The sequence below is a fragment of the Collimonas sp. genome (assembly GCF_035566555.1).
Classification (GTDB): Bacteria; Pseudomonadota; Gammaproteobacteria; order Burkholderiales; family Burkholderiaceae_D; genus Collimonas.
Genome location: NZ_DATMRB010000005.1, coordinates 1 through 23,395, shown reverse-complemented (window position 1 = coordinate 23,395; position 23,395 = coordinate 1). Strand labels below are relative to the sequence as shown.

General features: G+C 61.8%; 23 protein-coding genes. 11 read left to right on the top strand and 12 right to left on the bottom strand.

Translation table 11 applies throughout. The features are described 5' to 3' along the window. Both VNZ65_RS00610 and andAb read left to right on the top strand, forming a co-directional pair. Positions 1–324, top strand: a 324-nt coding sequence (locus tag VNZ65_RS00610; protein ID WP_325665036.1) for a nuclear transport factor 2 family protein, incomplete at its 5' end; no start/stop codon positions are given. 7 nt (positions 325–331) lie between these two features. After that, on the top strand, positions 332–1,393 hold the full coding sequence (andAb, locus tag VNZ65_RS00605; protein WP_325665034.1) for an anthranilate 1,2-dioxygenase ferredoxin subunit AndAb: 1,062 nt from the start codon (positions 332–334) through the stop codon (positions 1,391–1,393). A 44-nt stretch (positions 1,394–1,437) separates the two neighbouring features. Here andAb and VNZ65_RS00600 read toward each other — a convergent pair whose 3' ends face one another. Next, complete coding sequence (locus VNZ65_RS00600) at positions 1,438–2,049, bottom strand: NAD(P)-dependent oxidoreductase (RefSeq protein ID WP_325665033.1); 612 nt, start codon at positions 2,047–2,049, stop codon at positions 1,438–1,440. A gap of 102 nt (positions 2,050–2,151) precedes the next feature. Here VNZ65_RS00600 and VNZ65_RS00595 point away from each other — a divergent pair, with 102 nt between their 5' ends. Further along, the gene (locus tag VNZ65_RS00595) at positions 2,152–2,589 is read left to right on the top strand and encodes a helix-turn-helix domain-containing protein (protein ID WP_325665032.1); all 438 of its coding nucleotides are present in this window, start codon (positions 2,152–2,154) and stop codon (positions 2,587–2,589) included. On the opposite strand, the gene cqsA is transcribed toward VNZ65_RS00595, so the two are convergent. Continuing rightward, positions 2,579–3,829 (bottom strand): alpha-hydroxyketone-type quorum-sensing autoinducer synthase, encoded by a 1,251-nt coding sequence (cqsA, locus tag VNZ65_RS00590; protein ID WP_325665031.1) that lies wholly within the window; start codon positions 3,827–3,829, stop codon positions 2,579–2,581. The two genes, VNZ65_RS00595 and cqsA, sit on opposite strands and share 11 nt — an antisense overlap. 171 nt (positions 3,830–4,000) lie before the next feature. Between cqsA and VNZ65_RS00585 the strand changes: the two genes are divergently transcribed. The 4 genes from VNZ65_RS00585 to VNZ65_RS00570 all read left to right on the top strand — a co-directional run bounded on the left by VNZ65_RS00585 (position 4,001) and on the right by VNZ65_RS00570 (position 8,481). Next, positions 4,001–5,320, top strand: coding sequence for a HAMP domain-containing sensor histidine kinase (locus tag VNZ65_RS00585; protein WP_325665029.1), 1,320 nt, complete (start codon positions 4,001–4,003; stop codon positions 5,318–5,320). A gap of 77 nt (positions 5,321–5,397) precedes the next feature. Further along, positions 5,398–6,411 (top strand): response regulator, encoded by a 1,014-nt coding sequence (locus VNZ65_RS00580; protein WP_061935593.1) that lies wholly within the window; start codon positions 5,398–5,400, stop codon positions 6,409–6,411. Positions 6,412–6,424: 13 nt separating this feature from the next. Beyond that, positions 6,425–7,162 carry a helix-turn-helix domain-containing protein gene (locus VNZ65_RS00575; protein WP_325665026.1) on the top strand — a complete coding sequence of 246 codons (738 nt, stop codon included), beginning with the start codon at positions 6,425–6,427 and terminating at the stop codon, positions 7,160–7,162. A gap of 125 nt (positions 7,163–7,287) precedes the next feature. Then, entirely contained in the window at positions 7,288–8,481 is a 1,194-nt protein-coding gene (locus VNZ65_RS00570) for an MFS transporter (protein WP_325665024.1), read from the top strand. 34 nt (positions 8,482–8,515) lie between these two features. On the opposite strand, the gene VNZ65_RS00565 is transcribed toward VNZ65_RS00570, so the two are convergent. The 3 genes from VNZ65_RS00565 to VNZ65_RS00555 form a co-directional block, all read right to left on the bottom strand. Next, positions 8,516–9,502 (bottom strand): alginate lyase family protein, encoded by a 987-nt coding sequence (locus VNZ65_RS00565; RefSeq protein ID WP_325665022.1) that lies wholly within the window; start codon positions 9,500–9,502, stop codon positions 8,516–8,518. A 124-nt stretch (positions 9,503–9,626) separates the two neighbouring features. Beyond that, positions 9,627–9,872, bottom strand: coding sequence for a hypothetical protein (locus tag VNZ65_RS00560; RefSeq protein WP_325665020.1), 246 nt, complete (start codon positions 9,870–9,872; stop codon positions 9,627–9,629). Between the two features lie 87 nt (positions 9,873–9,959). Then, the gene (locus VNZ65_RS00555; protein ID WP_062111352.1) at positions 9,960–10,376 is read right to left on the bottom strand and encodes a MarR family winged helix-turn-helix transcriptional regulator; all 417 of its coding nucleotides are present in this window, start codon (positions 10,374–10,376) and stop codon (positions 9,960–9,962) included. A 145-nt stretch (positions 10,377–10,521) separates the two neighbouring features. On the opposite strand from VNZ65_RS00555, the gene VNZ65_RS00550 reads away from it, so the two are divergent. The 3 genes from VNZ65_RS00550 to VNZ65_RS00540 all read left to right on the top strand — a co-directional run bounded on the left by VNZ65_RS00550 (position 10,522) and on the right by VNZ65_RS00540 (position 12,984). After that, positions 10,522–11,091, top strand: coding sequence for a TetR/AcrR family transcriptional regulator (locus VNZ65_RS00550; RefSeq protein WP_325665016.1), 570 nt, complete (start codon positions 10,522–10,524; stop codon positions 11,089–11,091). 198 nt (positions 11,092–11,289) lie between these two features. Beyond that, positions 11,290–11,934, top strand: a complete 645-nt coding sequence (locus VNZ65_RS00545; protein ID WP_325665014.1) for a glutathione S-transferase — start codon at positions 11,290–11,292, stop codon at positions 11,932–11,934. 57 nt (positions 11,935–11,991) lie between these two features. Continuing rightward, positions 11,992–12,984, top strand: coding sequence for a pyridoxamine 5'-phosphate oxidase family protein (locus tag VNZ65_RS00540; protein WP_325665012.1), 993 nt, complete (start codon positions 11,992–11,994; stop codon positions 12,982–12,984). A gap of 63 nt (positions 12,985–13,047) precedes the next feature. On the opposite strand, the gene acpA is transcribed toward VNZ65_RS00540, so the two are convergent. Then, entirely contained in the window at positions 13,048–15,189 is a 2,142-nt protein-coding gene (acpA, locus tag VNZ65_RS00535; protein WP_325665010.1) for an acid phosphatase, read from the bottom strand. Positions 15,190–15,378: 189 nt separating this feature from the next. Here acpA and VNZ65_RS00530 point away from each other — a divergent pair, with 189 nt between their 5' ends. Then, entirely contained in the window at positions 15,379–16,638 is a 1,260-nt protein-coding gene (locus tag VNZ65_RS00530) for a cytochrome-c peroxidase (RefSeq protein ID WP_325665008.1), read from the top strand. Between the two features lie 63 nt (positions 16,639–16,701). On the opposite strand, the gene VNZ65_RS00525 is transcribed toward VNZ65_RS00530, so the two are convergent. From VNZ65_RS00525 to VNZ65_RS00500, 6 genes are all read right to left on the bottom strand, one after another. Then, complete coding sequence (locus tag VNZ65_RS00525) at positions 16,702–18,366, bottom strand: bifunctional aspartate transaminase/aspartate 4-decarboxylase (RefSeq protein WP_325665006.1); 1,665 nt, start codon at positions 18,364–18,366, stop codon at positions 16,702–16,704. 74 nt (positions 18,367–18,440) lie between these two features. Continuing rightward, positions 18,441–20,126 (bottom strand): aspartate-alanine antiporter, encoded by a 1,686-nt coding sequence (gene aspT, locus VNZ65_RS00520; RefSeq protein WP_325665004.1) that lies wholly within the window; start codon positions 20,124–20,126, stop codon positions 18,441–18,443. A 175-nt stretch (positions 20,127–20,301) separates the two neighbouring features. Continuing rightward, positions 20,302–20,832: a response regulator transcription factor gene (locus VNZ65_RS00515; RefSeq protein ID WP_325665002.1), complete on the bottom strand. Its 531-nt coding sequence runs from the start codon at positions 20,830–20,832 to the stop codon at positions 20,302–20,304. Then, on the bottom strand, positions 20,829–22,097 hold the full coding sequence (locus VNZ65_RS00510) for an ATP-binding protein (RefSeq protein WP_325665000.1): 1,269 nt from the start codon (positions 22,095–22,097) through the stop codon (positions 20,829–20,831). Before VNZ65_RS00510 ends, VNZ65_RS00515 begins: the two co-directional genes overlap by 4 nt. 79 nt (positions 22,098–22,176) lie before the next feature. After that, positions 22,177–22,809 carry a glutathione S-transferase family protein gene (locus VNZ65_RS00505; protein WP_325664998.1) on the bottom strand — a complete coding sequence of 211 codons (633 nt, stop codon included), beginning with the start codon at positions 22,807–22,809 and terminating at the stop codon, positions 22,177–22,179. 104 nt (positions 22,810–22,913) lie between these two features. After that, positions 22,914–23,395 (bottom strand): helix-turn-helix transcriptional regulator (locus VNZ65_RS00500; protein WP_325664996.1); only part of this gene is annotated, 482 nt, incomplete at its 5' end.

Sequence of the window (23,395 nt, the reverse complement as noted above, 5' to 3'; positions counted from 1 at the left end):
CTGCCGATCGGCATCATCTATTGCGACAGCAAGCGCATGCTGCGCGATCGCGTGCTGTCTTTGCGCCATGCCAACATCTACGAAGCCCATAGCTACCGCCACATGACTTCCGGCTTGATGATCAAGGCCATCGACGCCGATACCGCCGAAACCGAATCCAACTATGTGGTGATACAAACCCTGCAGGATGGCGCATCTACCGTGTACCAGGCAGGCCGCTATATCGACCGCGTTGTCAAGACCGCAGCCGGCTGGCGCTACGCCAAACGGCGCGTAGTGTACGACACGCTGCGCGTGGCGACTCTGCTGGCAACCCCGATCTGAGGCAGTCATGAGCGATTGGCACGATATCGGCATGGCCGATGATTTCAACGAGGGCGAAGCGCTGGCGGTAGTCGCCGGCGGCCAGCCGGTGGCGGTATTCCGGCTGGGCGAGGATCTGTTTGCGCTGCGCGACCTGTGCACGCACGGCAACGCCAGGCTGTCCGACGGCTACATCGAAGATGGCTGCATCGAATGCCCGCTGCACCAGGGCTTGTTCGACATCAGGAGCGGTGCGCCGCGCTGCCTGCCGGTAACCGAAGCGGTGCGCAGCTTTCCGGTGCGGGTGGTGGCAGGCCGGGTGGAAGTCGAGGTCGGCGCGACGGCGACGCTGCCGCACGAAGCGGCCATCCAGCATAGGGATGTGATGGTCGAGACGGTGCAACGGGTCGCGCCGGATGTGGCGATCGTCCGTCTGCGCAGCACCGGCGGCACGCCACTGGACTATATCGCCGGCCAATATGTCGACGTCCTGCTGGCCGCCGGCCAGCGCCGCAGCTACTCGATGGCGACGCCAGCCGGCGCCGATCTGCTGGAGCTGCACATACGGCACCTGCCCGGCGGCTTGTTCAGCGACCGTGTATTCGCCGGCCTGCAGGCCGGCGAGCAGCTGCAGATCGAAGGCCCGTGCGGCAGCTTCTTCCTGCGCGACGGCAACCAGCCGCTAATCCTGCTGGCCAGCGGCACCGGCTTTGCGCCGATCAAGGCCCTGGTGGAAGAAGCGATCCGCAGCGGCAGCACGCGCAGCATGTGCTTGTACTGGGGCGGCCGCAAGCAGGCCGATCTGTATATGGACGAGCTGTGCCGCAACTGGGCCGAAACCTTGCCCTGGTTCCGCTATATACCGGTATTGTCAGAAGCCGAGGGCGGCAGCAGCTGGCCAGGCCGCAGCGGCTTCGTCCACCTGGCGGTGATGCAGGATTATCCCGACCTGTCGCGGCACCAGGTATATGCCTGCGGCGCGCCCGTGGTGGTAGAAGCCGCGCGGCGTGATTTTTCTGCCGTTTGCGGCTTGCCGCCCGCGGATTTCTTTGCCGATGCCTTCCTGTCGAAAGCCGACAGCCGCCCGTGAAAACGTTACGGCTCTCCCACTCTCCAAGCTGAGCGGACCGGCAATCAGTAAGCCACCGTGAAACGCTGGCGCAGATGCTTAGGCTGCTCGATTTCATCCAGCATGGCGATGGCGTAGTCTTCCATCGAAATATGGCTCTTGCCTTGTCCATCCGCCATCAGCTGGTTCTGACCAAGACGGAATTTGCCGGTGCGCTCGCCAGGTGCGAACAGCGCCGGCGGCGACATGAAAGTCCATTCGATCTCAGTTTCGGCATGCAGGTCTTCCAGGAATTTCTTGCCCGGCACCGCTTCCACTTTGTACTGCTCCGGAAAATCCGGGCTGTCCAGCAAAGCGACGCCCGGCGCCGTTTCCAGACTGGCCGCGCCGCCCACCACCAGCAGGCGCCTGACGCCGGCGCGCTTCACCCCTTGCAGCAGAGTCGCCGCGTCCAGCGTGCTGAACTTGGCCGAGCTGACCACCGCATCCTGACCGCGGATCAGTTCCGCCAGTTGCGCAGGCTGGGTGGCGTCGCCCGCACGCAGCGTGACGCCGGCAGGCGCTTTGCTTTGATCGGCAGTGCGGGCGATGCCGGTCACCGCGTGACCACGGCGCAGCGCCTCGGCGGCGATGCGGGAGCCGGCATTGCCGGTAACGCCGATAATGGCAATTTTCATGGTGATTTCCTTTATTTAAGTACGGACGCGGAGCGCGGCCTAGGCAGTTATTTAAAGTAACTAGTATAATTATTTGAAACTGATGCGCAAGAAGGCACTTTGATGAACGATAGGAACATTCAGGTAACCACCCTCGCGCCCGCCGCGGTACGCGGCCGCGGCCGGCCGAGCGCGCAGGAAGACCTGCCTTGCCCGGTCCGCGACGTGCTGGACCGTATCGGCGATGCCTGGAGTGTGCTGGTGCTCACTACGCTGGAGCCGGGCCCGCAACGCTTCAACCAGCTGCGGCGCCAGGTGGAAGGGATTTCACAGCGGATGTTGACGGTGACTTTGCGCCATCTGGAACGCGATGGCCTGGTGTTGCGCACGGTGATTCCGAGCACGCCGCCGCAGGTGGAATATGCACTGACCGACATGGGCCGCTCGCTGTGCATTCCGCTCAAGGTGCTGGCGGATTGGGCCGGCTGCCATCAGCCGGTGATCCGCGGCGCGCGCCGGCAATACGATAACGCCGGCGCCGCCAGTTCAGCTAACGGCTGAGCGCGGCCGCAGCCATGCGGCGGCTGGAAGACCAGCCGTCCAAGTCCACTTTTTCACGAATCGCCGCGCAAGCCTGCAAGATCTGCCTGATTTCCACTGCGGTCAGGCCGGAGTTGAGCGTCAATCTCACCAGCGAACGGTTTTTAGGCGTCGCCGGCGCGCAAAACACGGCGCCGAAAATTCCCTCCGCATCGAGCGCCTTGCGCAAGACCTGCGTCTTCGGCTCGCTGCCGGCCTCCAGCGCAATGATTTGCTCGCTGCCGTCGCTGACGTTATAGCCCAATGCACTCAAGCCATCGCGCACCAGGCGTGCATTGCGATGCAAGGCCAGCCGCCTGTCATCCGCGCCGCGGATGAAATCCAGCGCGGCGTCGAACCAGGCCAGTTCATGTCCGAGCATGCAGGAGCTGAAAATCGCCGGCCGCGAAGTGGACAGGAAATAACCCTTGAACTTGCTGGAACAGGTAATGAATCCGGCCCGCCCGCCAAACGCCTTGGCCAGCGACGCCGTACGGAAATGGACGCGCTCGGACAAGCCCAGCTGCATGACCAGGCCAGCTCCTTCAGGCCCATGCGTGCCAAGCGAATGCGACTCGTCCACCACCAGGATGCTGCCGCTGTCTTCGGCAACGGCCAGTACTTCGGTCAAGGGGCAGACGCTGCCTGAGGTGCTGTAGACAGAATCGACCACGATCACGCCGGCGCCGTGCTTGAGCACCTGCCGCCGCAGATGTTCGACGTCGTTATGCAAGAACGGCAGCGGGCGCGCCTGCGCCGCCTGCACGCCCTCCCACAGCGAAGCGTGCGCCTGCATGTCGAGGTAGACCGGTACGCCGGGCGCGGCAATGGTTTGCAGCAGGCCGACATTGGCGCTCCAGCCGGACTGCGTGATCATGCCGTCCTCCGCGCCCATGAACTGCGCCAGCTTCTTTTCCAGGCGCGGCTGGGCGCTGCCCTCCCGTATGAAAACGGTCGACATCAGCAGATCCGCTTCGCCGCGCATGAGGCAGGCTACCTGGGCCTTGATCAGCTGCGCTTCCGCGGCGATGCATAAATAATCATTGCTAGACAAATAGATAGCGTTTGGCCCGGGCGGGCTCCAGTGCAATATGTGTTCGCCGCCCCACAATTTTTCGACGCGATCTATGTAATACTCATCCAGCCTGGCCGATACAAATTCTGGCAGGCGCTGCTCTGCGGTCAAAACCGTAGGTTCGTGGTAGCTTTCTGTTAATGGCATGATTTTCTCCCTATACTTCAGTATGAAAAACCAAACAGAGCCGCCATGTCCCTGTCTGGAACGTGGAATCAGGTGATGCAATTGGACTTAGAAATCCGGCAATTTACCGCTGCCTGTAACGGCTTGTAACGGCGCCATACCAAATCCAGTCAGCCACATATCTGATACAACATGATTGAAAACATTAGCAGCTGGAAAAGCAAGCGCTGGCGCGCCTGGGAGCGTGCTGCAGGCCGCTGGTGGCTGAGCATCAATACCCAATTCAATGACATGGCCAATCGCGTGGCGGTACTGGCCTGGGTTGCCGTGATCGGCATGCCGCTGTATTACGTGATCTGGGCCTACTGGTTTCCGCAGCCGTATGAAAACCTGGCCTTGCGCATGTTTTGCGTCGCACTCTGTGCGCCTATCATTTTCATTCGCCATCTGCGCCAGAGAAAATGGCTGGCGGTGTATTTTTTTGTGTGCATGACTTACGGGCTGCCGTTCTTTTTCACCTTCATGTTTCTCATGAACGACGGTTCGGCGGTGTGGGGCCAGTCGCTGCTGATCGGACTGGTCCTGCTGTTCCACTTCGATACCACCCTGGCTTTCCTCAGCTATTTTGTCGGCAGCCTGCTGGCCTATGCCGCTTATGCAACGCTACACGGCAGCATCATGCCGCTCAGCGTGCAGATACTGGAGCAATTGCCGATCCAGCTCTTCGCCATCTTCACGGTGTCGCTGGCCAAGGTCGGCAGAAAGGTGCTGGCCCAGGAAAAGCTGGCGGGCATGGCCACCGCATTAGCGACAGTCTCGCACGAATTGCGTACCCCTTTGCGCAGCATCAACGCCAATGCTCGCGGCCTGAGCAGGCTGCTGCAGGAAAACGCCGTGCCGCTGGCAGGCAACGGGGTACCGATAGAAAAGGCGCTGGCGCGCATCGAATTTGAAGTGCGGCACATGAACAACGTGATCGATCTGTTCCTGCTGAGCGCATCCACCGGCAAGGAGAATCTGATTCCGAAAGACATCGTGTCGATGGCGGCGGCAGTCGACCTGATGATGCAGCGCTACCCGTTCGTCAATCAGGAACAGCGCGACCTGGTCGCCATCACGGTGCGCTCCGATTTCCGCCTGCTGGGCCAAAGCGAGCTGTGCTCGATGGTCCTGATCAACCTGCTGCGCAATGCGCTGACCTCGATCCAGCGCGTCGGCAAGGGCCGCATACGGATCGTGCTGGACGGCGCCCGCTCCAAGCCCAGGCTGCTGTTCATCGATACCGGCAGCGGCATCGAAGCGGGCCGCATGGCGCAGATCTTTGAACGCTTTTACGCCTATCCCGAACACAACGGCACCGGCATCGGACTGGCTTTTTGCCGCGACGTTCTGAGCGCCTGGGGCGCCCGCATACGTGTGATATCGCGGCCGCTGGCCTACACCATATTTGTACTGGAGTTTCCGCCGGTAGTGCAACAAAAAGCAGCAGATGTGCGCTCTCTGTTAAATTAGCAGCTTATTTGCAGTCTTTATTAGCCGTCTTATCCAATCAAGCGCATAGGTCGTCTTTGCGCCTGCAACGCGCCGCCATGAATATTTCATTACCTGTTTATCAACATCCGACGCTGACGATCCTGATCGACGACAGCCAGAGCTTCCTCGACAGCCTGGCTTTCCAGTTGCCGCCGCAAATGGCGCGCAAGGTCTTTCACGACACCCAGGCCGCTCTCGAATGGCTGCGCGACGCCTATCGCCATTCGCCCAGCAAAAGCCAGTCGATCCGCGTCAACTACGATGAGCAGACCTATTCCTTCGACCGCCGCACGGTCGCGGTCGATATCGACCAGATCTACCGGCAATCGATGAACCGGCGCCGCTTCATGCTGCCGTCGGTGCTGGTGATCGATTATGCAATGCCGCAAATGAACGGGCTGGCGTTTTGCCAGGCGGTACAGGACCTGCCCTGCAAGAAGATCCTGTTTACCGGCCAGGCCGATGAAAAGATCGCCATCGAGGCCTTCAACCGCGGCCTGATCGACCGTTTCATCAAGAAAAGCGACCATGACGCCCTGGATCACCTGGAAATGGAAATCCGCACCCTGCAGAAGGAATTTTTCCACGCCCAGTCGCTGACGCTGAAGGATCTGCTGTCGCGCCATTCCTACACCTTCCTCTCGGACCCGGCGCTGGAAGCGCTGGTGGAACAGCTTTGCAAGCGGCACGGCTTTGTCGAGTATTATCTGTTTCCCAACCCGACCGGCATCCTGTTCTTCGATATCCAGGGCAAGGCAACGCTGATGGTGGTGGAAACCGAAGCCAGCCTGATGTCGCAGCTGGAAGTGGCGCAAGACTACGGCGCGCCGCTGGAATTGCTGACCGGCCTGCGGGAAATGCGGCTGGTGCCCTTCTTTTCCGATACCGGCGGCATGTACACCGACGCGTTGCGCCATGATTGGATATCATATTGCTTGCCGGCACAGATTTGTTTTGGCGCGCAAGACTATTATTGGGCCTTGTTCGATTTCCCGGCGCATTACCTCCGCGACTCTTTTTATTCGTTTGCGGAATTTTTGCGCGATCAATCCGCTGACGTAAAATCATAACCAAAGAAAAATCATGCTGCGAAGCGAAGCCGCTCCTCGATTATCCGCCCCTGATCTGCTGCAGATCGCGCAAGCTCCCGACTGGGATCAATTACGCGCGCGCAGCCAGCGCATGCTGGCACAGCTAGGCATCTGCGATTTCATGCTGAAGATGGATGTCGCCGGCGCCAACGGCGCGGCCCAGGTGCAAATGTTCGGCTCCCTGCCTAGCGCCACGCTACAGCTGTTCGTCCAGCCCGCGGACGACAAGACCGATCCGGTGCAGCAGCATCTGGCGCGTTCCTGTCTGCCGCTCAGCTGGCAGGTCGAGCAGCTGTGCCTGCTGCACGGCGGCCAGATCTATCCGCTCCTGAAAACCATGGGCATCGCGCAGGGCATGAGCCTGGCCTTGCATACCAAGCAGTCGGTCAACCGCCTTGACTTTTACAGCAATGCAGCACCGCCGGCGACGCTGCCGGCCAGCGTCCAGGCCGACGCCCTGCTGCTCGGCCTGTATCTGCAGGAAGCTGCCGAATCGCTATGGCGCAAAGCCACGCCGAACCAGGAATCGCTGCTGTCGGCGCGCGAGCTGGAGTGCCTGCGCTGGAGCGCCGACGGCAAGACCAGCAGCGAGATCGGCCTGATCCTCGGCATTTCCCAGCGCACCGTGTATTTTCACATGAAGAACGTGGCGATGAAGCTGGGCGTCTACAGCACCCGCCACGCGATCAGCCGGGCGGTCATGATGGGCATCATCAAACCCAACAATTAAGCCGATTCATTTAATTCATTCAATTTTTCAACAAGCAAGCGCGTAACGGCATTCCGCATTGATGGCTGCGCGCCATCGACTGTTTCCTGCTGCAGCCAGCTGCACAATTTTCAACGGAACTGTCCATGGATCGTCGTATCTACCTGCTGGCGCTGGTGGCTTTCATTGCCGGCCTCGATGAAAACCTGGTCGGCGGCATCCTGCCCCAGCTGGCGCATGACCTGGGAGTATCGCTCAGCATCGCCGGCCAGCTGACCAGCATCTTTTCCCTCTCCTTTGCGCTGTGCGCGGCGCTGCTGCTGTCGCTGACGGCGCGCTGCGAACGGCGCACCCTGCTGCAGGCGGCGCTGGCGATTTTCGCGCTCAGCAACCTGGCTGCCGCGCTGGCGCCCAACTATGCCAGCCTGTTTGTCCTGCGCATCGCCTCAGCCGCCAGCTGCTCGCTGATCGTGGTCCTGTGCATCACCTTCGCCTCGGCGCTGGTGACGCCCAGCTACCGCGGCCGCGCCATCGGCGTCATTTTCATGGGCATCAGCGCTTCGCTGGTGCTCGGCATCCCGTTCGGCATCCTGCTCAGCGAGCGGCTCGGCTGGCGCCTGCCGTTTGCCGCCATGGCGCTGCTGGCTGCCGCGCTGATCTTCTGGCTGCAAGCCAGCCTGCCGCGGATGGCCGCGCCGCAGCCGCTGCCCTTACGGCGCTATTGGCAGCAGCTGGCGATTCCCAGCCTGGCCTTGGCGCAGCTGGTGTCGATCCTGATGATCGCCGGCCATTTCACTTTATTCGCCTACCTGGCGCCCTACCTCGGCGCCACGCTCGGCCTGCGCGGCAGCAGCCTGAGCCTGATGTACGCGCTGTTCGGCGTCTCGGCGGTGAGCGGCGGCTATCTCGGCGGCTGGCTGTCCGACCGCCTCGGCCCGCGCCGCACCATTTGGCTGGTGCCGGCGGTATTCACCCTGGTGCTGGCCAGCCTGCCGCTGTTTGCCGGCTCGCTCTGGCTGTTCCTGCCGGCGATGATGTTATGGAGCAGCCTGAGCTGGAGCATTTCACCGACCGTGCAAAGCTACCTGATCAGCGCTGCGCCCGCTGCCAGCACAGTGAATATCGGCATCAATACTTCCGCCATGCATCTAGGCGTGGCGCTGGGCGCGGCTTGCGGCGGACTGGTGATCGCCTGGCAATCGCTGGCCTGGACGCCGCCGGTGGGCGCTGCCATGTCAGGCCTGGCGTTGTCATGCGCCCTGGCGTCGCTGTATCTGAGCCGTGGCCGCCATGCAAATCCAGCGGCGATACCGGCAGAATTCACACAGCAGGTGGAATGAAGAAGCGGCGTTTTCCGGTCTTGGCCTGTTCCTGTTACTGCTCGAAGAAATGCTTGTCGGCGAGAACGCTGAGATTGCCGCCCAACTGCGCGTTGCGGAATGGCGCCTGCGTCATCAGCGCTTGCGACGGCGCCGTCAGTTCGGGAGCGGCCTCACGATAAAACACGATCCAGCCGAGGACCCCGCCTTTCGGTATTTCCTGCGCGGCGCCGGTTTTCTGCACGAACCAGGCGGGATCGGCGATACCGTCCAACACTAGTTGCGCCAGCTTCTGCAGCCGGCCGTGGCGACGCTGGTACCAGTTGTCATGGTTCATCCGCGACAGTTCCGCCATCATCACCAGCGGCGCCAGCGCATAGTTGTGATAGGCCAGCGCCCGGCCTGCGCGATTCATCTCAAGCGGCAGACTGCCATCGTCGCCGATATCGTTCAGGGCGCTGTCATAAATTTTGCTGGCGGCGTCGATATAGCGCTGCTCGCCGGTGGCGACGCCGGTTGCCATCACCGCCAGGCCGACCCAGTAATAGTGATTGTTGCGGGCGCGCTTGCTATCGCTGACGAATGCCAGCGCCGCATCTGCCAGCTGCGGCAGCCATGCTTCGATGTGCGCGCGTTGCGCCGGCTCCGCCTGCGGCCGTAATTTGATATAGGCCAGCGCTATCCCGGCCAGCGTCCATTTACGTTCATACTGCGCCTGGCTGCTGCTGACCTTGCCGAGCATGGCGCCATCCACTGCCCAGCGGTCCAGCCAGTGCAAGGCGCACTGGGCCGCCTCGGTGTCGCCGCTGGCAATGTAACGGTCGGCATTAGCGCTGACTGTCGCCAGGTAATCGCTGAACGGTTTGACGGCCGCTTCGTTCTTGGCTTTCAGGACCGGATCGACGATCGAATAATGGGCATCCGAGTAATAACCGTTCGCCTCGATATCGCGCAATCCAGCCGGCGCCTCGGGGCAGGCGGCGAATGCGCTGCCGCAGCACAGGCAGAGCGGCAGGATGAAACGGAGTAGATGGGGCGGCATGCGGCTCCTCAAAACGTGATCGGCATCAGATGAATCGGCAATGAACCGCCTCACTGCCAGCTCATGCAAGAATTAAAACATAGGCTTGCCGGGCAAGCTGCCGCTGAATCCTTTTGTTGCAATTTCATGGCGCCATGCCGCTGCAGGACGACAGGATCGCCACCAGATCCTCTTGATAGCGCGGCTCGCTGCGCAATTGCTCAGGGCTGACGCCGCGCTCGGCGGCATGCGCGGCGATGCATGCATCCTGGCCGGCATCCGCGTCGGAAAACATTAGACCGGCGACGACGGCAAGCAACAGGGCTATCAAGATTGCGACCAGGAGCAAACGGCCCGTGGCTTTCTGCGGATGCTGTGAAACGGCGGGCATGATGGCTCCTTGCGCAAAAGAAGTTAGCTAAACAACTAAATCGTCAAAAATAATGCGCCTGGGTGGCGCATCTTGCTTACTGCGGTATCAGCCTATGCTCTCGCGGACGCCGCGCAGGGCCGCGATGGAGTCGTCGAAACGGTCGCTGCCGACTTGCGCCCGCAGACGCTGCGCCACCTCGGCGCTGACAGCGTTGATCGGTTTGTCCAGCGCCTGCCCGGCAGCGGTCGGGAAAATATTCCATTCGCGCCCGTCTTCCGCCGAGGGCCGGCGCTCGATCAACTGCTTGGCCAGCAAGGCATCCAGCAAGCGGGTCGCGGTCGGCCGCGCGATGCCGAAAACCGCGGCCACTTCGCTGCTCAGCAAGCCGGGCCGCCGCAGCACGGTGCGCAGGACAAAACCTTGCGGCGCGGTCAGGTCGAAAGGCTGGTAGGCAGCATTCCACTCGCGCTCGACAATGCGCGCCAGTGCGGTCGTGTTGAAATAGAGGCAGTGATCAAACATGGGCATAGTTTAGGCAAATATAGTTAGCTAGGCAATCATTTTATCTCTATGCCGCGTTGTTTTTGTCTTTTTTACGCACTAAGTGCTTGCTGTTTTGGCATTTCGCCACTAAATTGATAACAACGAACATTCGGTACAAATCACCATGCCAACCGCTGCCCTGACCCGCGACGAAGTCATTGAACGCATCCTGGCTGCCTTTCGCCGTTTCGGCTACGAGGGCAGCAGCCTGTCGCGCCTGTCGGACGCCACCGGCCTGGGCCGCTCCAGCCTCTACCATTATTTTCCGAACGGCAAGGAAGACATGGCCAGCGCGGCAATGGCCGCGGTAGGCGGCTGGTTCACGCAGTACGTGCTGCCGACGCTGACCAGCAAGGAAACGCCCGAGCAGCGCGCGCAGGCATTCGCCGGCAAGTTGTCAGAGTTTTACTCTAACGGCATGGCGCCTTGCCTGACCGATGTGTTCACCATCGGCGAAGCCGGCTCCCTGTTCCAGCAGCACCTCGGCAGCCGCATGCGCAGCCTGATGGCGTTGCTGGCGGCGGTAGCGGAGGATGCCGGCATCGACAAGGTGGAAGCCGCCGTGCGCGCCGAGAATGCCGTGGTCGCGATCCAGGGTTCGCTGGTGGTGTCGCGCGCGCTCGGCAGCAACGGACCGTTCATGCGCATGGTCGAAAACTTCCCCAATCTGTTGCTCGGCGCGCCGGCTGCCTAAGCTTGCCGCCAGGTGTCCGCTCCAATCAAATAAACAACAAGCCTCTGATTTCTTTCGCTTGATTCCAGCGATTTTTACTTGACAGGGTGGTTTTGACTTTGTATTGTACCGATTGTTCGGTACAGAACTGTCCGACCGTAGTTGACGGCGCCCCAGCCGCAGCTTGTTCTCGTCGTATTCAATTTCAGGAGTCTCGCCATGCCAGTCGCCCATCCCGCTCATCCTGCCCAGCCTATCCGTCTTTACCGCTCGCCCTTGTCCGGCCACGCTCACCGGGTCGAACTGTTTTTGTCGCTGCTGGATTTACCGTTTGAAATGATCGATGTCGATCTGCGCGCCGGCGAGCAAAAAAAGCCTGAATTCCTGACAAAGAACCCGTTCGGCCAGGTCCCGGTGATTGAAGACGGCGCGGTCACGCTGGCCGATTCGAACGCCATCCTGGTCTATCTGGCAAGCAAATATGGCGACGCCGCCTGGCTGCCGCGCGACCCGCTCGGCGCCGCCGGCGTGCAACGTTTCCTGTCGCTGGCGGCCGGCGAGATTTTCCGCGGCCCTGCCAGCGCCCGCATGGCGGCCTTGTTTGGCGTGCCGCTGGACCGCGAGGCGGCGCGCGCTACCGCCTTGCAGCTGTTTGCCGTCCTGGAACCGCACCTGGCCGGCCAGGACTACCTGAGCGGCGGCCATCCCACCATCGCCGATGTGGCAGCCTACAGTTATATCGCGCACGCGCCGGAAGGCGGCATCGCGCTCGACGCTTATCCGCAGATGCGCAGCTGGCTGCGCCGCATTGAAGCGCTGCCGGGCTTTGTCGCGATGCGCGCCAACCAGCCGCTGGCAGCCTGAGCGGGCACTAGCTGCCAGGCGCGGCATCGCGTGCAATCACTGAAGAGGAAAGCAACCATGAACAATCCGGAAGCAGCCGGCGCCAGCGCCGGCAAATCGGTTTTCCACCGCGGCGAACTGGCCTTGCAGCAGCGCGCCGGCGTACTGGAAAAAATGGCGGCGCGAAGCCAGGTGATCCGCAGCGCGATGCCGGACCAGCATCGTGAATTCTTCAGCCAGCTGCCATTCCTGATCGTCGGCAGCGTCGACCGTCAGCAACAGCCATGGGCCTCGATCGTGACCGGCGATGCCGGCTTCGTCAGTTCGCCGGACGCCGAACATCTGCAGATCCATGCCCGCGCGCTGGCGGCCGATCCGCTGCAGCAAAACCTCGCCGGCAACGCCGCCATCGGCTTGCTCGGCATCGAACCGCACACGCGCCGCCGCAACCGCATGAACGGCAGGATAGAAACACTGGATGCCGACGGCTGGACCATGAAAGTCGAGCAGAGCTTCGGCAACTGCCCCAAATACATCCAGGCGCGCCGTCCAGACAAGGCCGACTGCGCCGGAAGCGTAGCACCGCGAGTGCACCGCGCCAGCGAACTGGATGGCGCCATGCAGCAGCTGATCCGCGCCGCCGATACTTTCTTCATCGCCACCGCATTCCTGCCGGATCCCGCCGCGGATGGCGGCGCCGGGGAGGGCGGCTACGGCGCAGATGTTTCGCATCGCGGCGGCAAGCCAGGCTTTGTCCGCATCGACGATGCAAACACGCTGACGGTGCCGGATTTCGTCGGCAATTTTTACTTCAACACCATCGGCAACCTGGTGCTGCATCCGCGCGCCGGCTTGCTGTTCATCGATTTCGCCAGCGGCGACCTGATCTACCTGGCGGTAAGCGCGGAGCTGATCTGGGACGGCCCCGAAGTAGCAAGATTCGCGGGCGCCGAGCGCCTGCTGCGCTTCCATGTAGAGCAGGCGATACGGGTCGAGGCATCGCTGCCGCTGCGCTGGAGCGAGGCGGAATTCTCACCGGCGCTGGCGCCAATGGGTTCCTGGCCGGCATAAAAAAAACCGGCTGCCTTCTTCAAGGCAGCCGGTGCGCTATCGTCTATCAGCAATTGCTGCAATTTACTCCTGCGGCACTGGCGTCAGCGCGCCAGTCAGATCGCCCATCGGCTTGCCGCCGTTGGCCACCAGCGCCTTGTCGCGCGCCGTGATGCCAGGCAGTACCGGCAGTGAATAACGGTTGGTGATGAAACGCAGGATCGAGGCAGTGTCGTACTGAGTGTGATCGACAAAGCCCTTCTTCGCATACGGCGACACCAACAGTGTCGGCAAGCGCGTGCCCGGACCCCAGCGGTCGCCCTTGGGCGGCGCGACGTGATCCCAGAAGCCGCCGTTTTCATCGTAAGTCACGACGATCAGCATGTTCTTCCATTGCGGGCTGGCTTGCAGCTTGGCGATCACATCGGCGATGTGGGCGTCGCCGTCGCTGACGTTGGCGTAGCCGGCGTGCTGGTTGAGATTACCCTGCGGCTTGTAGAACACCACTGCCGGCAGTTTGCCCGCTGCCGCATCCTGCAGGAAGGAAGCATCGAAATCCTTCAGGTGGCTGGCGCGTTCGGCCGCACCGGTGGCCGTGGCCGGGTCGAAACGACTGTAGTAGTTGAACGGCTGGTGATGCGGCTGGAACTGCACCTTGCCGCCATAGATCACGCTGCGGCTGGCATTCGGCGCATCGGCGATGGCGGCATTCCAGGCGCCTGCGTACCAGGCCCAGTTGATGCCCTTGGCGCTGAGCTGATCGCCGATCGTGGTCTGCGATTGCGTCGGCAAAGTGGTGGCCTTGCTTGGATCGGCATAGGCGGCGACGGCGGCAGCGTTGTTGCCGCTAGGCTGGTACGGCGGCTGCATGGTGTTGACTGCGTAGAACATGCCGGAGGCGTCCTTCGGCGTGATCGTGCTGTCTTTCAGATAGACCGGCGCGCCATTCAATACCGAGGTCGGATTGCCGGTGCCCGGCGTCAGGCCGATCAGGTTGCCGCTGGCATCAAGATTGACCGCCGAAATGCTGTTCTTGGCCGGCGAAGTGGCGGCGTCCGCATTCGGATAGGTCGGTGCGCAGGCGCAGATCAGGTACTGGTGGGTCAAGAATGATCCGCCGAAAGTACCCATGAAGAAGTTGTCGGCCAGCGTGTACTGCTTGGCGATGTTCCACAACTTCATCTTGCTGCCGTCGTAGTAGCCCATGCTGAGGCCGCCGGCGTCGGAATAGGCGGTGAACTTGTCGTTCTTGCCGCCGTTGATCTGCATCTGGTTGTTGTAGAAACGATGCACCAGGTCGCGTGTGATCACCGCCGAAGACATGAAGATCGGGCTCTTGCTGTCATCGATCTGGAATGGCTTGTTCGGCAGGTTTGCCGACTGCGCCTGGGTGATCACCGTGCTCTGGCCGGCCAGGGTCATGCCGCCCCAGGTCGGCGGCAGGACGGGCAGGGTGCTGCCGTCGAAGTCTTTTTGCGGCACATAGGCCGAGGTCGAGGTCGGATTGACGCCCGGGATGCCGTTGGCGCCAGGATACAGGCCGTACAGATTGTCGAAGCCGCGGTTTTCGGCAAAGATCACCACCACGTTCTGGATGTTGTTCATGGCCAGCGCGCCCCCCAGCGCCTGGCCCAGGTCAACGTTGCCGCCTTGCGCCACGACAGCCGCGATAGCAGCGTTGATCGCGGCGGCTTCTGCTTTCAGCGCTGCCAGGTCCTTGCCGCCGAGCTTGTTGATGTCGGCCAGCAGATTGGCTTCAGCCGTGCCGATTTTTGCCGCCAGTTTCTTGCTGGCGTCGGCGAAATCGCCGCCGTTGGCGTCCATGGCCGCAGCCAGTTCGGTGGAAATCGCGCTGACGTAGGCGCTGCGGCCGAGCGGCGCGCGGAACACCAGTTTTTGCGCAACCGCCGTACCCTTGTCGCCCAGCACTTCATGATGGATGGCGCTGGTGTCGATGGTGGCCAGCACCGGACCCTGGCCGCGCAGGGCGTAGGAACCGTCAGCGCCGGTCTTGACTAACGGCGATGCCGCATCGCAGGTGGCTTTCTTGACCTTGTCTTCAAAACACACTTGCGCATTTTCATAATAGCTGCCGGTCACCTGGCCGCTGGTGACCCCGCCGGCATCGCCGCCGATGCTACCGCCGCCGCCACCGCCGCATGCGCTCAACCCTGCCGATAACGCCACTGTGGCCGCTGCTGGCAGCCAATGCATGGATCGCTTCATAACCCCTCCCCGGGTGATAAAAAGCGCAATCCTATGCCTCGAATATGTCAACCGTGTGAAATATGTATCGCTAAGTAACGTTTATTTTCCACAAAAAAATCCGTCATCATTCTGTCATAAAGGACTGTTAGTCTTGCGCACAAAATAACAACAGCAGATGCCATCCCACTTCGCTTTTTGCCTACCCCTATGAAACCAGCGCTCCTCGCCGTCCTCGGCGGATTCCTGCTGAACGGTTGCGGCCAGCAGCATGCCGAGGCCGATCCGGTGGCAGCCGTCAAGCCGGCGGCGCCGGCCTATGTCGGCGCCACCTATGCGCCGACGCTGAAACAGCAGCCCTCGGTCGCCGCCATGACGGCGCTCGGCCGCACCATGTTTTCCGATCCTTCGCTGTCGGCTTCGGGCAAGATGTCTTGCGCCACCTGCCATAGTCCGGACCATGCTTTCGGGCCGCCGAACAATCTCGCGGTCCAGCTCGGCGGCAAGGAGATGAAGACGCTGGGCACGCGCGCCGTTCCGTCGCTGCGCTACATCCAGAACGTGCCGGCGTTTACCGAACATTTCTTCGACGATGACGGCGACGACAGCATCGACGCCGGCCCTACCGGCGGCCATAACTGGGATGGCCGCGCCCCCTCGACCCACGACCAGGCACGGATTCCCTTGCTGTCGGCGCATGAAATGGGCAATGCCGGTGCGGCCGAAGTGGTGGCAAAACTGAAGCAAGCCAGCTATGCGGCGCAGTTCCGCCAGACTTTCGGCGAAGATATTTTCGACAATCAGGAGCAGGCCTTCAAATGGGCGCTGATGGCGCTCGAAGTATTCCAGGAAAGCCCGACCGAGTTCTATCCCTACAACAGCAAATACGACGCTTTCCTGCGCCAGCAAACCCAGCTCAGCAAGCAGGAGCTGCGCGGCCTGCAGCTGTTCAACAATCCGGCCAAGGGCAATTGCGCCTCCTGCCATATCAGCGAGATCACCGCCAGCGGCGCCTTCCCGCAGTTTACCGATTACGGCCTGATCGCCATCGGCGTGCCGCGCAACAAGCATATCCCGGCCAACGCCGATCCGAAATACTACGACATGGGCTTGTGCGGCCCCGACCGCACCGACCTCAAGGACAAGACCGAATATTGCGGCATGTTCAAGACACCGTCGCTGCGCAATGTGGCGACGCGCAAGGTGTTCTTCCACAACGGCAGCTTCACTAGTCTGGAACAGGTGATGAAATTCTACGTGCAGCGCGATACGCAGCCGCAAAAATGGTATCCCAAGGCGAAAGACGGCAGCGTGATGAAGTATGACGACCTGCCGCCGGCCTATCACGGCAACGTCAATGTGGAAGCGCCGTTCGACCGCAAGCCGGGCGATCAGCCGGCATTGACGGACGGCGAAATCAAGGATGTGATCGCTTTCCTGAAAACCTTGAACGACGGTTACAAGCCGTAACGCAGCTTGTAAAAAAATCCCACGGCATGCCATGGGATTTTTATCGTTTGCCGCGATCTTTGTTTATTTCTTCGCTTTCTTCGCAACCTTGGCTTTTGCGCCAGCCGCCTTGCCGCCGCTCACGCTCTTGGCGCTTTTTTCACCGTCCGCACCTTTCTCAAATTGCGTATGGAATTCCAGCGCCAGCTTACGGATAGACAGACCGATATTGCTGTAGTCGTATTCATTCAGGTTGGCCAGCGACACCCGCGCCGACGCATGCGCCGTGCCGAAGCCGCGCCCCGGCAGCAAGATGACGCCGGTTTCTTCCGCCAGCCGGAACAGCGCTTCATTCGGTTTCAGACGCTTCACCATCCATTTGGCAAAAGCGGCGCTATACATTTGCGTGGCCAGCGTTTCCAGGTCGAGCAGATGATAGTAATGGACCGAATCGGCGTCGACCGGCATCGGCAACGCCAGCGCCCGGTACAGCGCTTCCTTGCGGCGCAAGACGATGCGCTTCATCGATTTCTTATATTCCTGCGGTTCATCCATCAGCGAATACAGGGAGAATAAAGTCATCTGCGCCTGCACCGGCGTCGACAAGCCGGCGGTATGGTTGAGCGCCACGGTACGGCTGTCGGCCACCAGGCGGTCGATGAATTTCAGCGCGCGCGGCTCGGTGGTGATCGAGTTGTAGCGCTTGTCCAGTTCCTTGCGGCGGGCTTCCGGCAGGGCGGCGATCTTGTCGTCCAGGATATTCTTCTCGTGGGTGGCGATCACGCCCATGCGCCAGCCGGTGGCGCCGAAATATTTCGAGAAGGAATACACCAAGATAGTGTTGTAAGGACAGATTGCAAACAGCGAAACGAAGTCGTCGGCGAAAGTGCCGTAGACGTCGTCGGTGAGGATGATCAGGTCTGGCCGTTTCTTGACGATCTCGGCGATATACGCCAGCGTCTCGTCGTTGATCCGGACCGAAGGCGGATTGCTCGGATTGACCAGGAAGAACGCCTTGACCTTGGGATCGAGCAGCTTGTCGAGTTCCTTCTTGGTAAATTGCCAGTTGTTCTCGGACGGCGCATCGACCAGCAGCTCAACCAGCTGGTAATCGTTGAGATGCGGGATCTCGATATATGGCGTGAAGATCGGCATGCCGAGCGCGATGGTGTCGCCGGCCTTGAGGATATGGTTTTCGCGCAGGCTGTTGAAGATGTAAGTCATGGCGGCGGTGCCGCCTTCCACCGCGTACATGTCGAAATTGCCGACGAAGGGGTGGGCGCCGATCATCTCGCGCCGGATGTACTGGCCGACGATTTTCTCGCTCAGGTTCAGCATGCGGTCCGGCACCGGATAGTTGCAGCCGAGGATGGCCACGCACATCTCATAGAGGAAATCGGCGGCCGACAGACCCAGCTGGTCGCGCACATACGATACCGCCGCTTCGATGAAACGGATGCCTTCGGTGCCGGCGTGCGACTTGGCAAATATCTCGAAGCGCGCTTCGATGCCGTCGGGCTTCGGAAAGCCGCCGACGCCGTCCATGTAGATATAGGAACGCTCGGCTTCGCTCATGGCGAACAGGCCGAACTGGAAGAAGCCGTGACGCGGCGTGGTCGCCAGGAAATTCGGGTTGCCGCGGCCAGCGTTGAGCATGGAGCGGTCGCTTTTCGCCGCCACCTGAATCAATGCGTCTTTCAATTCAAACGGGCTGAGCAGGGCGAGTTTATCTGGGTTACTGAAATCCATTTCCGACACTCCTTATTGATTGGTGTGAGTCCGCTACAGCGGACCCGGGATGATGCATAAACTGGCGGGGTGAATCAGACCAGCGCCACGATCAGCGGCCCGAGCAGGGTCAGGAACACATTGGCGAGCGCATAGGTAATAGCGAAAGGCACGGTGGGGATAGCGTTCTCGGCCTTGTCGAGCACCTCGCCGAAAGCCGGATTGGCGCTGCGCGAACCGCTCAGAGCGCCGGCAAATATCGCCGTATTGTCATAACGCAGCACATAGCGGCCGATCAGCATGGTCAGGATCATCGGCAGGATGGTCACCACCATGCCGACGCCGAAGATGGTGAAGCCTTGCTGGCGCACCGTCTGTACCGCCTGCAAACCGGAAGACAGGCCAACCACCACCACGAAGCCGGCGAGGCCCAGGTCTTTCAGGATCTGCACCGCGGCCGCCGGCATGGCGCCCAGGGACTGGTGCTTGGAACGGTACCAGCCGAACAGCAGGCCGGAGAGCAGGGCGCCGCCGCCGCTGCCCAGAGTCAGCGGAATCGAACCGACCTTGGCCACCAGCAGGCCGGCCAGCAAACCCACCACCAGGCCTGCACCCAGATAAACGAAATCGGTCTTGGCGCTCGGCAGCAAGACATAGCCGACAATCTCGGCGACCCGCTTGACGTCTTGTTCGGCGCCATAGATCGAGACCACGTCGCCGAGCTGCACGATGGTTTCCGGCTTCATCGCCAGCACCTGGCCCATGCGGCTCAGCTGCACCACGTAGATGCCATGACGCACCTTGCCGGCGGTTTCCTCGCGGATCGTCGCCACGCTCTTGTTGTGGAATTCCTTGTTGGTCAGCACCACCTCGCGATGCTGCATGGTGAGCTCCATGCCTTCCACCGCATACACTTCCTTGCCAAGGAAACCCGAGGTGCTGACCACCGCTTCGCGGCGCCCCACCACCAGCACGATATCCTGCGGCTGCAACAGCAGCTGCGGGTTGACTTCAATCACCTGGCCGCCGCGCTTGACCCGTTCAATCGTGATGGCGGTGGCCGGATCGAGATTTTCCACTTCCTCGACCGAGATCTTGCCCTGCGTGACTTCATACAGGCGGCCGACCAGCTCCGGCAAGGCCGCGTGCTGCTCCGGTCCCAGCACCTTGACGCCGGCCTGCATGGCGGTCTCGGCCTTGATCGCGTCTTCGCGGATGGTGCGGCCCATCAGTTTCGGCAGGATATTCACGCAGACGATGATGGCGCCGAAGGAGCCGAATACATAGGTCACGGCATAGCCCACCGCGACATTGCCCTGCAGGCGCGCGACTTCGGCCGCATCCAGCCCGAGCTTGGTGATGGCGTCGCCGGCGGTGCCGATGATGGCCGACTGGGTCAGGCCGCCGGCTGCGATGCCTGCCGCCAGCCCCTTGTCGAGGCCGAACAGGCGCGCCATCACCACCACCGTCGCCAGGCCGGTGATCGCCAGGACCGCCGCCAGGATGATTTCGCGGATCGACTGCTTGCCCAGCGAGTTGAAGAATTGCGGACCGCTTTCATAACCGACCGCATAAATGAACAGTGCAAACAAGACTGCCTTGACGCCCGGATCAACCTGCACGCCCACCTGGCTGACCAGCACCGCCACCAGCAGCGAGCCGGCGACGCCGCCAAGCTGGAATTTGCCGAACTTGATCTTGCCGATGTAATAGCCGACCGCGAGCGACAAGAACAGCGCAATCTCAGGAGATCTCTTGAATAGGTCATGCAGCCATTCCATAACGGACATCCTTTCATGACGAGTGTGGACAATCGGAATTGCACTTTGACAAGTTGCAAAACGGTATTTTCATCATAGCAGAATTGCTATTTCCAGAAGGAAATTCTCTGCATCGTGAGACGTGGCCGTTCATCGGCGCCGGCCGCCGGCGTCACAGCGGACTGACGCCAGGCAGCTACTTCGCTGCCGGCTTTTTCGCCAGGCGCCGCTGCAGGGTGCGACGATGCATGCTGAGGGCGCGCGCGGTCGACGACACATTGCCCTGGTGCTGGGCCAGTACATACTGGATGTGCTCCCACTGCAGGCGGTCCACCGACAAGGGCGTCGGCGCCGCTGTTGCCGCCAATGCGGCGGCGCTGTCGTGCTGCAGCGCCAGCAGGATGGAATCGAGATTGGCGGGCTTGGCCAGATAATTGTCGGCGCCCAGCTTGATCGCCTGCACCGTGGTGGCGATGCTGGCGTAAGCCGTCAGCACCAGCAGCCGCGCCTGCGGCAAGGCTTGACGCAGGGGCGCGATCCATTGCAGGCCGGAGTCCTGCATCAGCTGCAGGTCGATGGTCACCAGTTCGAAGACGGTCTGGCTGGCCGCCGCCAGCGCTTGCCGGCCGTCGTGCGCGACCGTCACCGCGAAGCCGCGCCGGCTCAGCGAACGCGCCAGCGTCTCGGCGAACACCAGGTTGTCGTCGAGAATCAGGAAGTTGCTCATGCCAGCGCCAGGATGAAATCGGCGACCGTGCCGGTTCCCGCGGAAGGCGCGCTCAGCCTGATCGCGGCGCCGATCTGGCGCGCGTTCTCGAACGCCAGCAGCAAGCCTATGCCCTTGCCATCGGCGCTGCCGGCCACCGGCTGGTAGCCCAGGCGCGGCAAGAGCCCGGCATCAATGCCGGCGCCGTTGTCCTGCACCCGGATCAGTGCGCTGGCGCCGGCGACCGTCAGCGTCACCTGCACCCGTCCGCCATTGGCCGCCACCGCGCGCGCGGCGTTGTCGAGCAGGGTCAGCAATACCTGTCCCAGCACCTGGACCTGACTGCTGCTGCCATCCTGCTCCGGCAAGGATAGCGACAGATTGACGGCCGGATAGCGCAAGCGCCAGGCGTCGATGAATTTTGCCAGCCACTCTTTCAATGCATGCGGCCCCGGCGCCGCCTGCGGATCGGCATCCACGCGCAAGCGTTCCAGCGCGTTCTTACACAGCGCGATCTGCTGTTCGATCAGGGCCAGGTCGGCGCCGTATGCCGCCAGCGCCGGAATTTTCCTGGCTTCATTGCGCAGCTCGCCGGCGATGACTGCGATGGTCGCCAGCGGCGTCCCCATTTCGTGCGCCGCACTGGCCGCCTGGGCGCCCAGCGCGACCATGCGCTCGCCTTGCTGCTGGCGCTCGCGGGCCTGTCCCAGTTGGGCTTCGCGCTGCCGCAGGTTCGCGGAAATGCGCGTCACGAACCAGGTGATGAGCGCCGCCGAAACGGCAAAATTGACCCACATCCCGGCCAGGTGGTAAGCCATGCCGCGGCTGCTATCGTGGATATGCAGCGGCTGGTAGACATAGGTCAGCAGGGAGTAGCTGGCAAACGCATATAGCGCCAGCATAAACGCCAGGCGCCACGGCAGGATGGCGGCGGCGACCGCCAGCGCCGGCAAGTAGAACGAGACGAAAGGATTGGTGGCGCCGCCGGAAAAGTACAGCAGCAGCGACAGGCTGGTGACATCCGCCAGCAGCTGCACGAACAGTTCAGCATCTCCGGCCGGCCGCACATGGCGCGTGCGCCGCCAGCTCAGCAGATTGAAAACGGCCAGCAGGCCGATCACGCCAAACAAGGATTTCAGCGCCCCGGCGGACAAGCCGACATCAAGCGTGAAATGCACCACCGCGATCACCAGCAGCTGCGCCAGGATGGCGATCCAGCGCATCCATATCAGGCGGCTGAGAATCTGGTGCTGGGGCAGGGTGCTGAAAAGCGGGAGGAGGTCCATCGCCGGATTATATCCTTGCCGGCGTAGGATCTTATGTTATTGCTATCGATATTGCTATCGGATTTGCTGGCGTAGTGTTTCAGGCCACCGCCAGCTCTTCTTCAAGCGTAGTCATGCGCCAGGCTTCCAGTTCCTGCATGCGGCCGAACCAGGCTTGCAGATGGCGGTAACGCGCCAGCGGCGCCCGCCCTGGCGCAGCCGCCATCAGCGGCGCGGCAATCGCGAAGTCGGCCAGCGTCAGGCCGTCGCCGCAAACCCACTGGCGCTGCGCCAGGTGATTATCCAGCACGGTGGCGAACGATTCCAGATCGACCGCGCCGCGCTCAAGCTCGACCGGATCGGGCCGGCCGGCGCCGATCAGGCCCTTGATGAAATTTTCCCAGTAAAAGATCGCGATCGCCGGCGCCAGATGCTGGGCCGACCAGAACATCCAGCGGTTGATGTCGGCGCGCGCCCGCAGTTCGGCCGGGTAGACTGTCTGGCCCGGGGTCTTATCGGCCAGGTACTGCATGATGGCGCAGGATTCCCAGAGGATGAAATCGCCGTCCACCAGCACCGGGATTTTCTCGTTCGGATTGATGCTGAGCAGATGCTTGCGCTGCTCGCTGCTGGAGAGGTCGAGCAGCACCAGCTCTACCGGCTGCCGCAGGTGATGGGCGGTCATGACGGCGCGGCGGGCATTGGTGGAAATCGGATGGTGATAGAGGCGCATGATGAGAATCTCCCGGGTGGCTGAAGCGATGCAGCCATCTTAGCCCCGGGCTGCTGACAGTCTGTGTCAGTAGCGTTCTGACAAGCAAGCCGTTCCATCACCGGCTAATCTTCCGGCAAGGGATTTTCGCTCCGCCAGTTTTTCAGCAGCACGCTGCGGTGTTCCGGATAGCGCAGCTTGGTGACGGTCAGCAGCTTGATGCGGTCGCAACGGAAGTGGCGAAAGCTGCTGCGCAGTTCGCACCAGCCGATCACCAGGCGCTTGCCCTCGAAGAAGGCGAGCGCAATCGGCCAGATCAGGCGTTCGGTGGCGCTGCCGCGTTCGTCGCTATAACAGATGTTGATCTTGTGCTGGCGCCGGATCGCTTCGCGGATCGGGCCCAATGCAGTATTGTCGACCGCTTCCTGCTGATAGCTGGCAGCCAGCAAACCCACGTCCGCCATGCTTTCGCGCAGGTCGGCCGGCGCCGCGGCGGCGATCTTGCTGAGCGCATTGGCGGCGGCCTGCGTCAGGCCGGCGTCACCCTGGCGCTGCACCCAGCGCGCGCCCAGCACCAGCGCTTCCAGCTCATCCTCGCTGAACATCA